Raw genomic sequence first — 13,694 nt, forward strand, 5'->3', positions numbered from 1 at the left:
GGGCGGGGCCCCCCGCGGGCCGGCCCCGGGGCGGGGGGGGGGGGGGGGGGGGGGGGCGCCCCCGGTGCCCCGCCGGCCCCGCCCCCACGTCGATGAGCGGGTTGCCGAGGTGGGCGAGCACGTCGTCCTTGAACGCCCGCACGGCGCGGTCGTCGCGCTCGACGACGGGGTACTCGACGGGGGTCACGTCGGATGCGTCGGTGGTGAGCTCGCGCCCCTCGGCGATCCACAGGTCGCGACCGCCGTCGAGCAGGCGCACGTCCTCGTGGCCGAAGAGCGTGAACACCCAGAGCGCGTACGCCGCCCACCAGTTGTTCTTGTCGCCGTAGACGACGACGGTCGTGTCGCGGGCGATGCCCTTCGAGCCGAGGAGCGCGGCGAACTGCTCGGCATCGACGTAGTCGCGGACGACCGGGTCGTTGAGGTCGGTGTGCCAGTCGATCTTCACCGCACCGGGGATGTGGCCGGTCTCGTAGAGCAGCACGTCCTCGTCGGACTCGACGACGACGAGGCCGGGTTCGCCCAGGTGTTCGGCGAGCCAGGCGGTGGAGACGAGACGCTCGGGATGGGCGTACTCGGCGAACTTCGCGGCGGAGTCGAACTCGGCGGACATGGGGGCCTCCTGTGGTCGCCCGGTCGGGCGGGGTGATCGGGGGAGCGGACTAGGCTGATGACCTGTCCACCCTCCGAATCTACGCGGCCCGCGGGGCGCAGTCACAGCACCCGTCATCCGGTGCAACACGGGAGCTCTCCAGCATGACCACGGCCTCCAGCCAGGCGCCCATCCACCTCGTCGACCGCAATCCGTCGATCTCGGGGACAGAGATCGCGGCCGAGCTCGTGCCACCGCCGCAGTTCGAGCACGCCTCGTTCGAGTCCTACCGGCCCGACCCCGACTTCCCCTCGCAGCAGGCGGCGCTCGACCGGCTGAACCAGTTCGCCGGCGCGTGGCGAGCCGCCCAGCGTCCCGGCGGGTTCTTCTCGCGCAAGCGGCCCGCGCGCATCGAGCTGCCCGGCGTCTACCTCGACGGCGGCTTCGGCGTCGGCAAGACCCACCTGCTGGCCTCGCTCTGGCACGTGGCGCACGGCCCGAAGTACTTCGGCACCTTCATCGAGTACACGGCCCTCGTCGGGGCCCTCGGCTACGCGCAGGCGGTCGAACTGCTGCGCGGGGCCAAGCTCATCTGCATCGACGAGTTCGAACTCGACGATCCCGGCGACACGATGCTGATGACGCGGTTCCTCGGTGAGCTCATGGCCGGCGGCACGCGCGTCGCCGCGACGAGCAACACCCCGCCGAATGCGCTCGGCGAAGGGCGCTTCGCGGCGGCCGACTTCCTCCGCGAGATCCACGCGCTCTCGTCGAACTTCGAGACGCTCCGCATCGACGGACTCGACTATCGCCGGCGCGACACCGAAGGGCATGCGGTCGTCGCGGGCGACGACGCCGCCGTGCGGCGCACGGCCGGCGCGCTGGCCGAGCGCGGCCATCGTGTCTCGCTCGACGGGTTCGACGAGCTCATCGCCCACCTCGCGACCGTGCACCCGTCGAAGTACGTGCGACTCGTCGAGGGGCTCGACACGATCGCGCTCACCGGCGCCCACGAACTCCACGACCAGAACGCGGCGCTGCGCCTCGTCGCGTTCATCGATCGCGTCTACGACGCCGAGGTGCCGGTCGTCGCGAGCGGCGTCGCCCTCGACGAGGTGTTCGACGCCGAGATGATGGCCGGCGGCTACCGCAAGAAGTACCTCCGGTCGATGAGCCGCATGATCGCGCTGACGTCGGGCGAGCTGCCCCCGCACGACTGATCGGGGCACTCCCGCAGCCGATTCACCGTGCCGTCGAGGCATCCCGAAATCTGCTGTTCACACGAGACGCCCGACCGTAACGACCCCGAAACACAACGACGAATCGATCGAAACGCCCACTCGTGACACTTGCGGCACAGGTTCCCCCCACGACCTGCATCCGAGAGAGGTTCGAGAGATGGATCAAGGCAACACCGCGTTCCTGTTGATCTCGGCGGCACTCGTGCTGCTGATGACCCCTGGGCTCGCGTTCTTCTACGGCGGCCTCGTCAAGGCGAAGAGCGTCATCAGCATGATGATGATGAGCTTCGGCGCGATGGGCCTCATCGGCGTCCTCTGGGTGCTCTACGGCTACGCGATCGCCTTCCCCGGCTCGGAGGGCCTCGTGCCGCCGTGGTCGATCGACTGGTCGGCGATCGGGCTCGAGAGCCTCCTCGAGACGCCCGAGGGCGCGGCGTACCCCCCGCTCGCGTTCGTGGCGTTCCAGGCGACTTTCGCGATCCTCACCGTCGCGCTCATCTCCGGCGCCATCGCCGACCGTGCCAAGTTCGGCGGCTGGATGGTGTTCGCCGGGATCTGGGCGACGATCGTCTACTTCCCGGTCGCGAGCTGGGTGTTCAACTTCGGCCTCGCCGAGGACGGCAGCTTCGCCTACGGCGGCTGGATCACGTACGGCCTGCAGGAGGCGTTCGGCGTCGGCGCGATCGACTTCGCGGGCGGCACGGCGGTGCACATCAACGCCGGCGCTGCGGCGCTCGCCCTCGCGCTCGTGCTCGGCAAGCGGGTCGGGTTCTCGAAGGGCGCGCACGTCCCGCACAACCCGCCGTTCGTGCTCCTCGGCGCTGGCCTGCTCTGGTTCGGATGGTTCGGCTTCAACGCCGGCTCGGAGCTCGCAGCCGACGGCACCGCGGCGCTCGCGTTCGTGAACACGATCGCCGCGCCCGCCGCGGCGCTCCTCGCCTGGCTGCTCGTCGAGAAGATCAAGGACGGCAAGCCGACGTCCGTCGGCGCCGCCTCGGGCGCCGTCGCCGGTCTCGTGGCGATCACGCCCGCCTGCGCCTCGCTGACGCCGATCTGGGCGATCGTGCTCGGCCTGATCGCCGGTGCCGTCTGCGCCCTCGCGATCGACCTCAAGTTCAAGTTCGGCTTCGACGACTCGCTCGACGTGGTGGGCATCCACCTCGTCGGCGGCCTGATCGGCACGCTGTACCTCGGCATCTTCGCGAACGGGACCGGTCTCATCTACAGCGGCAACTTCACGCAGCTCGCCGTGCAGGCCATCGCGGCCGTCTCGGTGCTCGTGTACTCCTTCGCACTGACCTTCGGCATCGGCACGCTCATCCAGAAGACGATGGGCTTCCGGGTGAAGAACGAGGACGAGATCGCCGGCATCGACACCGTCGTGCACGGCGAGGACGCCTACAAGCTCGAGACCGTCTGACGCGAGTCATCGAGCCTCGGCCGGCCGACGGCGGTGGGGTAGTGTGCCCGGTGTGACTGACACCGGCCGCCTCCTCACCGCCGTCGGCCGTTTCCTGCGGGCGCTCGGTTCGGGCGGTTCGAAGACATCGGCCGCGCCACGGACGACGACCGGGCGGGATGCCTCGCCGGCGCGGCTCGCCGATGGCGAGCCCTCCCCGGGGCAGACGGGATCCGATGCGACCGTCGAGGTCGATCCGCGGCGCCTCCGGGGAGTCCGGCTCGGTTACGCGCCGAGTCGCGACGGCGATCCCGATCCCGGTGAGGTCGTCTGGACGTGGGTGCCCTACGAGGAGCGCGACGGCCGGGGCAAGGACCGTCCGGTCGTGATCGTGGCGGCGTCGGGGGCGGGGGACTTCCTCGCCGTGCAACTCACGAGCAAGCCGCACGACGGCGACCGCGACTACGTCTCGCTCGGCGAGGGCGCCTGGGACGCCGAGGGGCGGCCGAGTTGGGCGAAGACCGATCGCGTCTTCAGGGTGCGCACCGGCGGCATGCGGCGCGAGGCCGCCTCGCTCGACGCCGAGCGCTACACGCGGGTGGCCGATGCGCTCAATCGCCGCTACGGCTGGAGCTGATCGCCGACCTCGAAACGATGAACGTCCGTATCCCACCCGGTTTGGTCGAATCTCCGCAGCGGCAGCACGACGGGCCGCATGGCGGCTGGGGACCTGTTTCGAACGGATGCAACGAGGAGCCGGAATGTCGCAGGCTTTTGAGAGGACGGTTGGTGTGATCGGCGGGCTGGCGCTCGTCGGCCTGAACATCGCCGTCGTCGCGTTCTTCGTTCTCTGGCAGATCGCGGACACTGCTGCGATCAATCACATGGAGTCCGCGTCCGGCTGGGACGCGTCGCGAATGCCGCCGAACGCCAACCTGCTCTGGCTGGCAGCCAACGCCTCGGTGTTCATGGTGTCGGTCGTGGACGCATTGGCGATCTTCATCGTGGCGATCCTCGTGAAGGCGAATCGCAGGGCTCAGGCCATGGCGGCAGATCATGCGGGCCGAACGCATTCGGTGCGTTGACTTCCGGCAGACACGTGCAGCCACGTGCCATCGGCGCGGAACGCGGTGTCTCGCTGTCGGCGTGCGGCGTGCTCGAGGGGTTCCGAATCGGATGCGGCCGTGAAATGCGGAAACCCCCGGGCTACCGGGGGCTTCTCGTTGTGGGCGATGCCGGGCTCGAACCGACGACCTCTTCCGTGTGAAGGAAGCGCGCTACCAGCTGCGCCAATCGCCCAAGTGGGTTTCGGTCTCCGTTGCGGTGACCGGACTCGATACTAGCCGACGGAGCAGGGCGAATGCACATCGAGCTGCCGCCGGGCGCGGCGCGGGGGTGCCGCTTCGATCGACACGCCCGGGAATCATGGGACGAATGGCACTGTGACCGGGGAGAACATCGCGCGAGGCCCGCTCGGTTTGTGAATCGCTCGAAGTGTGTATAAAGTCTTCTCTGCACGCAGAAATGCGGAGCAACGCGGATGTGGCGCAGTTGGTAGCGCATCACCTTGCCAAGGTGAGGGTCGCGAGTTCGAGTCTCGTCATCCGCTCTGATCAGGGTCGGGCGAAAGCCCGGCTCCTGTTCTTTGGTGGTGAACCCATGAACGGTGGATTGGCCGAGAGGCGAGGCAGCGGCCTGCAAAGCCGTATACACGGGTTCGAATCCCGTATCCACCTCCAAGCCGAGATCCTCCCATCTCGACTCGGGCGATTGGCGCAGCGGTAGCGCGCTTCCCTGACACGGAAGAGGTCACTGGTTCGATCCCAGTATCGCCCACCACAATGAAAGCCCCGGCTCAGCCGGGGCTTTTCTCGTCGCTGCGGCGACCGCAGTGCGAGGTTCGGCGCTGGCGCGAGACATCCCCGTCGCGGCGAGCCGGAGCGGTGGGCCGGACCCCGGTGACCGGCTTTCGCTTTCACCGGGATCCGGTGGGCCGACATGGTCGGTCCACGGGGAATTGTCCCCCGAATCACCTACTTCGGGGTACACCCCCGTTCGGGGCAATCGGTTGCGGGGCGGTGCGACCCGGGTCCAACCGGTCCGCACCGCCCGCGGCGTCAGGGCTGCGCCCAGGCGCCCGGAGCAGGCGGCGCGACGACCGGCGGCCGGTCGTCGCACGTGATCGTGTTCGGGAGCTCCCACGGTGCGAGCCACGGTCCCGTCGTGCCGCCGCCGTCGTTGCCGCCGAGATCGGCGACCGAGAACTCCGAGCCCGATGGCGGGAAGTTGAACGCGCCGCAGTTGTTGATGCCGACCGCGCCGACGTTGCGCGCGTCGACGTTCTCGAACGAGGCGCTGCCGGCCGTCCGGGCGCTGAGCACGGAGGTGCCCGTGCCGTCGATGCGGAGGTCGCGGAATGCGACGTGCTCGATCCGATGGCGGTCCTTCACAGGCCAGTCGGTCACGAGCATGATCGCGTTGTAGGTGCTGTCGAGGTAGTGGTCGCCCGACACCGTGATGTCTGCCCCCTCGATCGACCGGTCGAGTGCGAAGAACCAGATCGCGCCGAGCCCGATGTTCCAGTTCAGCTCGTACGTGCCGGCGCGCACCGTCGTGTTGTCGGTGATCGCGAGCGTGCCGGCGAACGCCTCGGCACCGAAGCGGGCTCCGATGTGGATGCCGCTGCCTTCGCGGATCGGGTCGGCGACGAGGTTGCCGGAGACGGTGTTGTCGGTGCCGCCGTAGATCGCGATGCCGTTCGCGAGGGTCGGCGTCTGCACGGTGTTGCGTGCGAAGGCGTTGCGCACGTTCGCGGTGCCCTCCGACCACATCGCGAGCGCGTCGTCGCCGGTGTTGCGGACGAAGTTGTGCTCGACGAGCGAGTCGGTGACGCCGCGGTGCAGGTTCAGTCCGTCGGCGACCTGGTCGACGATGATGTTGTCGCGCACCACGAGGCCGCTCATCGGGCCGTCGAACCACATTCCGACCTTGGTGTGCTCGATGTACAGCCCCTCGATCGTCGAGTCGCTCATCGCGCCCCCGACGCCGTTCACCTGGTCGGTGTCGATCCGTTCGGCGACGTCGCCGCGAACGGTGAAGCCCGACAGGTGCACGTTCGTGCTGCCGCCGTCCGACGCGTCCTTGCCGTAGAAGCCGACGCCCGTGTGCACCGAGCCGTCGGGTGAGGGCTCGTCGAGTGCGACCTCGGAACCGCGGACGACGGTGTACCAGCTGCCGGCCCCCTCGATCGTGACGTCGTCGACGATGATGTGGCGATCGACGCGGAAGGTTCCGGGCGGAAGGTACACGGGCACGTCCTTGCGCTTGGCGAACGCGATCGCACGGTCGATCGCATCGGTGGCGTCGCGCCGCCCGGTGGGGTCGGCGCCGAACGCGAGCACGTTGGCGGCCTCGACCCGGACGTGCGGCGCCCCGACGAACTCGGTGTCGACGAGGTCGATCGTCGTGAGCGCGGCGCTCGAGCCCGCGGGGGCGGTGAGCCGGAGGATGTCGCCCGCCCGGTAGGTCTTCTTGAGCAGCAGGCGCTGCTCGTCGTAGAAGTGCATCGGGCGGAACGGCTTCTGCACCTCGAACCCGTCGCCCGGCACGCAGCCGCACTCGGTGATCCACCAGTCGGGGTGGAGGAGCCCGGCGTTCGGATCGTTCGTGAACGGGTACTGGTTGTAGAGCCACGAGTACTCGCTGGTGAGGGTCATCGAGCGCTGCTGCTTGCCGTTGACCGTGACCTCGAGCGGAGCCTCGATGCCGCCGCCGCCCGGCGCGTCGGGGATGGAGTAGCGCACCGTGATGGCGTTCGTGCGCTCCGGCAGCGCGAACTCGACGTAGTCGCCAGGGGCGAGCTGCACGGCCGACCGACCGGAGGCCTCGGCCGCGAGGGTGTAGGCGTCCCGGACCGGTTCGAGGACCGTGCCGTTCGTCGTCGCGTGCTCGGCCTCCTGCTCGAGGAAGGCCACGTCGGCGCCGCGGCCGGCGACGAGCGCCGGGTCGAGCCCGGCGCGGGTGACGTGCACGGCGGCTGCCGGGGGCGTCGAGGCCGGTGCGGCGATCGCCGCGGCGGGGGCGGTGAGGAGCGCCGTCGCGGCGACGGCGATCACGATGGTCGCGGCGGCGGCGGCGGCGCCGCTCGATCGTATCGATGAGGTGGGGGAGCGGCGGGTCATGTCGGCACGGGTCCTCTCGAGTCGTGTGCGCCATCGGACAGCTCGCGGGCACTGCACGGCCCGGATGCGGCCGACTGTAGGAGCGCTGCCCGATGTCGCACAAGGCACTGATGTGAAATGTCGATGAAGTGTCGAGTTCTTGCGCGATCGGACGCAAGCGGGTGCAAGCCCTCGTGCGCCGAGGCATCCGATCGCACGCAACTCGGCGCAAGCCGTGCGCCGGAGCGAGGGTCGGCGGCCGACTACAGTTGAAGGGTTCGTTTCAAGAGAATCCAAGGAGTGGATCCAGGTGGCTGACGGCTTCGAGCTCTTCACCGACCGATCCGTTGTCGCGATGCGCGTCAACGGCGAGCTCAAGGACCTCGCCACGACGGTGACGGACGCCGACGTCGTCGAACCGGTCACCATCGACTCGCCCGACGGCCTGAACATCCTGCGCCACTCGACTGCGCACGTCCTGGCGCAGGCCGTGCAGAACGTCAACCCCGAGGCGAAGCTCGGCATCGGTCCGCCCGTCACCGACGGCTTCTACTACGACTTCGACGTCGAAGAGGCGTTCTCGACCGACGACCTGAAGGCCCTCGACAAGGAGATGGCGCGCATCATCCGTGCCGGCCAGCGCTTCGTGCGCCGGGTCGTCACCGACGACGAGGCGCGCGCCGAGCTCGCGAACGAGCCGTACAAGCTCGAGCTCATCGGGCTCAAGGGGGCGGCTTCGACCGGCGGTGACAACGAGAACGTCGAGGTCGGCGCGGGCGAGCTGACGATCTACGACAACGTCGACCCCAAGACCGGCGAGGTCGCCTGGAAGGACCTGTGCCGCGGGCCCCACCTGCCGAACACCCGCATGATCGGCAACGGATGGGCGCTGCAGCGCGTCGCCGGCGCCTACTGGCGCGGCAGCGAGAAGAACCCGCAGCTCCAGCGCATCTACGGCACCGCATGGCCGACGAAGGACGAGCTGCGTGCGTACCAGCACCGCCTGGAGGAGGCGGCCAAGCGCGACCACCGCAAGCTCGGCAAGGAACTCGACCTGTTCAGCTTCCCCGACGAGATCGGCTCGGGCCTGTCGGTGTGGCACCCCAAGGGCGGCATCGTGCGCGGTGAGATGGAGCAGCACGCCCGTCGCCGCCACGTCGAGGGCGGCTACACCTACGTGTACACGCCCCACATCTCGAAGGAGGACCTCTTCCTCCAGTCGAACCACCTGGTCACCTACCGCGAGGGGATGTTCCCGCCCATCGTCATGGACGAGGAGCGCGACGCCGAGGGCAACGTCACGAAGCAGGGCCAGGACTACTACCTGAAGCCGATGAACTGCCCGATGCACATCCTCATCTACAAGGAGCGCGCGCGCAGCTACCGCGACCTGCCGATGCGGCTCGCGGAGAACGGCACCGTGTACCGCAACGAGCTCTCTGGCGCCCTGCACGGCCTCACTCGCGTGCGCGGGTTCACCCAGGACGACTCCCACCTGTTCGTCACCCCCGAGCAGCTCGAGGAGGAGACGACCCGCGTGCTCGAGTTCGTCATCTCGATGCTGCGCGACTTCGGCCTCGAGGACTTCGAGCTCGAGCTCTCGATGCGCGACGACGAGAAGTCGAAGTGGATCGGTACCGACGAGTTCTGGGAGTACTCGACGAACGCGCTGCGCAACGTCGCCCTCGCGAGCGGGCTGAAGCTGACCGAGGTGCCCGGCGAGGCGGCGTTCTACGGCCCGAAGATCGACCTCAAGACCCGCGACGCGATCGGTCGCACCTGGCAGCTGTCGACCGTGCAGGTCGACCCCAACCTGCCCGAGCGGTTCGAGCTCGAGTACATGGGCCCCGACGGCGAGAAGCACCGGCCGATCATGATCCACCGAGCGCTGTTCGGCTCGATCGAGCGCTTCTTCGCGATCCTGCTCGAGCACTATGCCGGGGTCTTCCCGGTGTGGCTCGCGCCGGTGCAGGTCGTCGGCATTCCCGTCGCCGACGAGTACGCGCCGTATCTCGGGGCGATCATCGAGCAGCTGAAGGGCTTCGGCGTGCGCGCCGAGCTCGACGTGAGCGACGATCGCATGCAGAAGAAGATCCGCACCCACACCACCCAGAAGGTGCCGTTCCAGCTCATCGCGGGAGACAACGACCGCTCGGGCGAGACGGTCAGCTTCCGGTTCCGCGACGGCAGCCAGGAGAACGGGGTGCCGATCGCCCGGGCGATCGACCTCGTGCGAGCGGCGATCGCCGACCACCGCCAGGTCACCACCCGCGACGACCTCTTCGCATGACCAGCTACGGGGCCGACGAGTTCGACGGGGTGCCCACGGATGCCTCGGCCGACCTGGCCGGCGTGCCCGACGCGTTCCAGCGACTCTGGACCCCGCATCGGCTCGTTTACATCCAGCAGGGCCAGCAGCCCGACGAGCACGCCTGCCCGTTCTGCCGAGCGCCCGAGATGAGCGACGAGCAGTCGCTCATCGTCGCGCGCGGGGAGCACGCCTACGTCCTGCTCAACCTGTTCCCCTACAACTCGGGCCACCTGCTGGTCTGCCCGTACCGCCATATCGCGACCTACGACGAGGCGAACGCCGACGAGGTCGCCGAGATCGGCGAGCTCACGCAGACCGCCATGCGCGTCGTCAAGCAGGTCTCGAAGTGCGACGGGTTCAACATCGGCATGAACCAGGGGCGCATCGCGGGTGCCGGCATCGCCGAGCACCTGCACCAGCACATCGTGCCGCGCTGGGCGCTCGACTCGAACTTCTTCCCGATCATCGCGGGCACGAAGGCGCTGCCGCGGCTGCTCGGCGAGGTGCGGCAGGAGATCGCGGACGGCTGGCCCGCCCCGGCCGGATAGGCCTCCGGTCGGTCGAGTGGCGACGGAGCGGCGTCTCGAGACCATCGCGGGATGGTCTCGAGTCGGCGCCTCGCGCCTGCTCGACCGACCTCGGGTCAGCGAACCTGCCGCACCTCGAACTGCATGCGCGGATTCGCGTAGAACTCCTGCGACTCGACGAGCTGCAGCTCGCGTTCGCCCGACTCGTGCGTGGTCGCCAGCAGGTCGTAGACGCTCGAGATCGTGCGGGCGAGGGCATCGGCGGCGTCGCCCGTGCGGCGATAGTGCGCGGTGAAGAGCGCCGCCGTGACATCCCCTGAGCCGTTCGCCTTGAGCGGCAGGTGCGGGGTCTGCGCGAGCCATGCGCCGCGCTCGTCGACCGCGAGCATCTCGATCGTGCCGGGCGTGCGGTCGGGCCGCTCGACGCTCGTGACGAGCACCGTCGACGGCCCCGACGCGCGCGCCAGGTCGACCGACGCGAGGGTGGACTCGAGCGTGTCGGGTTCGGTGCCGGTCAGGTAGCCGAGTTCGAACTGGTTCGGGGTGATGAGGTCGGCCGCCGGCACGACGCGCTCGCGGAGCAGCACCGGGATCGCGGGGGCGACGAAGCATCCCGACTTCGCATTGCCCATCACGGGGTCGCAAGCGTAGATCGCCGACGGGTTCGCCGCCTTCACCCGCGACACGGCGTCGAGGATGACGTCGGCGATGCCGTCGCTGCCCTGGTAGCCGCTCAGCACGACGTCGATGCCGCCGAGCACGCCGCGCTCCTCGATGCCCGTGATGACCTCGCGGACGTCGTCGGGGGAGATGAGAGGCCCGCGCCAGGCGCCGTAGCCGGTGTGGTTCGAGAAGTTCACCGTGTAGACGGGGAGCACCTCGACGCCGATGCGCTGCAGGGGGAACACGGCCGCGGAGTTGCCGACGTGGCCGTAGGCGACCGCCGACTGGATCGAGAGGATCTTCACCGTTCGATCATCGCATCTCCGACGAGCGCGCCCGCGCGACGGGTGCCTCCGGGCTCGACACCGCTCGGATCGAGGCCGCGACGTCGGCCGCGAGCTTCGCCAGGTCGGCATCGTCGAGATCGTGCACCGTGAGCCGCAGCCGATCCGACGGCGCCCGGTCGCCGAGGGCGAACTCGTCGCCGGGTCGGGCCAGCCAGCCCCGGCGCATGAGCTGCTCGGCGACGTCCCTGGCCGGAGCGTCGAGCCCCACCCAGACGTTGAGCCCGTCGCCCGGGGCCGTCGGCACGCCGGCCGCCGTCAGCAGTGCTGCGAACTCGGCGTTCCGGGCGGCGTAGTGCTCGCCTGCGGTGCGGATGCCATGGGCGACGGCCGGGTCGGTCGCCAGCGCGTGCACGAGGCGCTGCAGCAGATGGCTCACCCACGTCGTGCCCGGAGTCAGCCGCATCGCGAGGCGGTCGGCGGTCTCGGGGTCGGAGGCGGACACCGCCAGGCACATGTCGGGGCCGAGGAATTTCGAGACGGACCGCACGAGCGCCCAGCGGCGGTGCTCGGGGCCGATCAGCGAATGGAACGGCTGACGCGAGAGGAGCGAGTAGTGGTCGTCCTCGATGACGAGCACGTACGGGTGGTCGCGCAGCACGGCGCGCAGTTCGGCGGCGCGTGCGGCCGTGAGGCTCGCACCGGTCGGGTTCTGGGCGCGCGGCGTGCAGATGACGGCGCGCACCCCCTGCTCGAGCGCGGCGCGCAGCCCGTCGACCGTCATGCCCTCCTCGTCGACGGCCACCGGCACGGGGCGGTAGCCGGCGACCCGCACCGTGTGGATGCTCGTGAGGAAGCACGGATCTTCGAGGGCGACGGCGTCGTCGCGCGTGAGCGCCTGCGCGAGCAGTCGCTCGACCGCGTCGGCGGCACCGCTCGTGACGGTCAGGCGCATCGGGGTGCCGGGTGGGAGGTCGCCGCGCATCCAGTCGTCGGCCCAGCGTTCGAGTCCGGGGTCGATGACCGGTTCGCCGTAGAGCACCGGGCGTCGGGCGATGCTCGCGAGCACCGGCGAGGGATCGGGGATGCGCGAGGCATCCGGATTGCCCGTGCCGATGTCGCGCAGCGCGGTGTCGGCGGCGAAGCCCTCCTGGGCGACGGGTGCCGAGCCCGCGACGCGGGTGCCGCCACGGCCGAGCGTCACGACGATGCCTGCGCTGGTGAGTTGCCGGTATGCGGCCACGGCGGTGTTGCGATTGACGCCGAGTTGCTCGGCGAGGCTGCGCACCGGTGGGAGCGCGTCGCCCGGGCGCAGTGCCCCGCGCTCGACCAGGGCGCGCAGGCTCTCCGCGATCTCAGCCGCCGATCGTCCCTCGATGTCGATGATCACGTCACCGCCCTTTCGTCGTTCTCCGACCATGCTATCTTTTGGCCTAGGTCAATCATTCCGTTGGTCTGTTCTGAAGCGCGAGTCGCTGCGCGCTCATCGAAAGGATTCCCCGTGACCGTACCCGAGACGGGCTCGAGCCGCGTGAAGCGCGGCCTCGCCGAGATGCTGAAGGGCGGCGTCATCATGGACGTCGTCACCCCCGAGCAGGCCCGCATCGCCGAGGACGCCGGCGCGGTCGCCGTGATGGCGCTCGAGCGCGTGCCCGCCGACATCCGCGCCCAGGGCGGCGTCGCCCGCATGAGCGACCCCGACCTCATCGAGGCGATCATCGCCGAGGTCTCGATCCCCGTCATGGCGAAGGCACGCATCGGTCACTTCGTCGAGGCGCAGGTGCTGCAGGCTCTCGACGTGGACTACATCGACGAGTCAGAGGTGCTCTCGCCCGCCGACTACGTCAACCACATCGACAAGTGGAACTTCACGGTGCCGTTCGTCTGCGGTGCGACCAACCTCGGCGAGGCGCTCCGCCGCATCAACGAGGGTGCGGCGATGATCCGCTCGAAGGGCGAGGCCGGCACCGGCGACGTCTCCGAGGCGACGAAGCACATCCGCAAGATCACCTCCGAGATCAACGCGCTCTCGTCGATGACGAAGGACGAGCTGTACGTCGCCGCGAAGGAGCTGCAGGCGCCGTACGAGCTCGTCGCCGAGGTCGCCGAGACCGGCAAGCTGCCGGTCGTGCTGTTCACCGCGGGCGGCGTCGCGACGCCGGCCGACGCGGCCATGATGATGCAGCTGGGGGCCGACGGCGTCTTCGTCGGCTCGGGCATCTTCAAGTCGGGCAACCCCGAGGCCCGCGCCGCCGCGGTCGTCAAGGCCACGACGTTCTACGACGACCCCTCGGTCATCGCCGACGTGTCGCGCGGCCTCGGCGAGGCGATGGTCGGCATCAACGTCGGCGACCTGCCCGCGCCGCACCGACTCGCCGAGCGCGGCTGGTGACGACGACCCTGCGAGCCGGCTCCGTCGACGCGGGGGCGGGCCCCGCCGGCCCCCCCGCGCGCCCCGCGCCCGCGACGGCCCCGCACGGGCTCGCCGCCCTGCGGCACACGCACTGGCTCACCGAC

The 13,694-nt window shown here is 69.7% G+C and carries 11 protein-coding genes and 4 tRNA genes; 10 read left to right on the top strand and 5 right to left on the bottom strand.

Features of this window, described 5'->3' with window-relative positions; all coding sequences use genetic code 11:
* Positions 1-613: sulfurtransferase (locus ACWGPE_RS17770; RefSeq protein WP_452049186.1), on the bottom strand; the 613-nt coding region annotated here is incomplete at its 3' end.
* 143 nt (positions 614-756) lie between these two features.
* Here ACWGPE_RS17770 and zapE point away from each other — a divergent pair.
* The 4 genes from zapE (at position 757) to ACWGPE_RS17790 (ending at position 4,317) form a co-directional block, all read left to right on the top strand.
* Positions 757-1,812, top strand: coding sequence for a cell division protein ZapE (gene zapE / locus ACWGPE_RS17775; protein ID WP_231430859.1), 1,056 nt, complete (start codon positions 757-759; stop codon positions 1,810-1,812).
* A 178-nt stretch (positions 1,813-1,990) separates the two neighbouring features.
* The gene (locus ACWGPE_RS17780; protein ID WP_231430860.1) at positions 1,991-3,253 is read left to right on the top strand and encodes an ammonium transporter; all 1,263 of its coding nucleotides are present in this window, start codon (positions 1,991-1,993) and stop codon (positions 3,251-3,253) included.
* 52 nt (positions 3,254-3,305) lie between these two features.
* Positions 3,306-3,869 (top strand): type II toxin-antitoxin system PemK/MazF family toxin, encoded by a 564-nt coding sequence (locus ACWGPE_RS17785; protein ID WP_376930330.1) that lies wholly within the window; start codon positions 3,306-3,308, stop codon positions 3,867-3,869.
* Positions 3,870-3,993: 124 nt separating this feature from the next.
* Positions 3,994-4,317, top strand: coding sequence for a hypothetical protein (locus tag ACWGPE_RS17790; RefSeq protein ID WP_452049187.1), 324 nt, complete (start codon positions 3,994-3,996; stop codon positions 4,315-4,317).
* Between the two features lie 141 nt (positions 4,318-4,458).
* Here ACWGPE_RS17790 and ACWGPE_RS17795 read toward each other — a convergent pair.
* A tRNA-Val gene (locus ACWGPE_RS17795) sits at positions 4,459-4,531 on the bottom strand.
* Between the two features lie 237 nt (positions 4,532-4,768).
* Between ACWGPE_RS17795 and ACWGPE_RS17800 the strand changes: the two genes are divergently transcribed.
* The 3 genes from ACWGPE_RS17800 (at position 4,769) to ACWGPE_RS17810 (ending at position 5,071) form a co-directional block, all read left to right on the top strand.
* Positions 4,769-4,841, top strand: a tRNA-Gly gene (locus tag ACWGPE_RS17800).
* Positions 4,842-4,897: 56 nt separating this feature from the next.
* A tRNA-Cys gene (locus ACWGPE_RS17805) sits at positions 4,898-4,971 on the top strand.
* Positions 4,972-4,996: 25 nt separating this feature from the next.
* Positions 4,997-5,071: transfer RNA gene (locus ACWGPE_RS17810), tRNA-Val, on the top strand.
* Between the two features lie 278 nt (positions 5,072-5,349).
* On the opposite strand, the gene ACWGPE_RS17815 is transcribed toward ACWGPE_RS17810, so the two are convergent.
* Complete coding sequence (locus ACWGPE_RS17815; protein WP_452049188.1) at positions 5,350-7,413, bottom strand: glycosyl hydrolase family 28-related protein; 2,064 nt, start codon at positions 7,411-7,413, stop codon at positions 5,350-5,352.
* Between the two features lie 334 nt (positions 7,414-7,747).
* Here ACWGPE_RS17815 and thrS point away from each other — a divergent pair, with 334 nt between their 5' ends.
* Both thrS and ACWGPE_RS17825 read left to right on the top strand, forming a co-directional pair.
* A complete protein-coding gene (gene thrS, locus ACWGPE_RS17820) occupies positions 7,748-9,682 on the top strand; it encodes a threonine--tRNA ligase (protein ID WP_275506966.1) in 1,935 nt (644 codons plus the stop codon).
* Positions 9,679-10,251 (top strand): HIT family protein, encoded by a 573-nt coding sequence (locus ACWGPE_RS17825; protein WP_231430864.1) that lies wholly within the window; start codon positions 9,679-9,681, stop codon positions 10,249-10,251. The genes thrS and ACWGPE_RS17825 overlap by 4 nt, the downstream gene beginning before the upstream one ends.
* A 95-nt stretch (positions 10,252-10,346) precedes the next feature.
* Here the strand turns inward: ACWGPE_RS17825 and pdxY are convergent, their stop codons facing one another.
* Together pdxY and ACWGPE_RS17835 are read right to left on the bottom strand one after the other, a co-directional pair.
* Complete coding sequence (gene pdxY, locus ACWGPE_RS17830; RefSeq protein WP_231430865.1) at positions 10,347-11,198, bottom strand: pyridoxal kinase PdxY; 852 nt, start codon at positions 11,196-11,198, stop codon at positions 10,347-10,349.
* A 7-nt stretch (positions 11,199-11,205) separates the two neighbouring features.
* A complete protein-coding gene (locus ACWGPE_RS17835; RefSeq protein WP_452049189.1) occupies positions 11,206-12,567 on the bottom strand; it encodes an aminotransferase class I/II-fold pyridoxal phosphate-dependent enzyme in 1,362 nt (453 codons plus the stop codon).
* Between the two features lie 111 nt (positions 12,568-12,678).
* Between ACWGPE_RS17835 and pdxS the strand changes: the two genes are divergently transcribed.
* A complete protein-coding gene (gene pdxS / locus ACWGPE_RS17840) occupies positions 12,679-13,569 on the top strand; it encodes a pyridoxal 5'-phosphate synthase lyase subunit PdxS (RefSeq protein ID WP_275506905.1) in 891 nt (296 codons plus the stop codon).
* Positions 13,570-13,694 lie beyond the last annotated feature (125 nt).

This window comes from Agromyces sp. NPDC055658 (genome assembly GCF_053618155.1).

What these genes read in the sequence shown, in the direction of transcription:
- ACWGPE_RS17780 (WP_231430860.1), top strand. Translation starts at nt 1,991, where the DNA reads ATGGATCAAGGCAACACCGCGTTCCTGTTGATCTCGGCGGCACTCGTG.
- ACWGPE_RS17825 (WP_231430864.1), top strand. Translation starts at nt 9,679, where the DNA reads ATGACCAGCTACGGGGCCGACGAGTTCGACGGGGTGCCCACGGATGCC.
- zapE (WP_231430859.1), top strand. Translation starts at nt 757, where the DNA reads ATGACCACGGCCTCCAGCCAGGCGCCCATCCACCTCGTCGACCGCAAT.
- ACWGPE_RS17790 (WP_452049187.1), top strand. Translation starts at nt 3,994, where the DNA reads ATGTCGCAGGCTTTTGAGAGGACGGTTGGTGTGATCGGCGGGCTGGCG.
- ACWGPE_RS17815 (WP_452049188.1), bottom strand. Translation starts at nt 7,413, where the DNA reads ATGACCCGCCGCTCCCCCACCTCATCGATACGATCGAGCGGCGCCGCC.
- thrS (WP_275506966.1), top strand. Translation starts at nt 7,748, where the DNA reads ATGCGCGTCAACGGCGAGCTCAAGGACCTCGCCACGACGGTGACGGAC.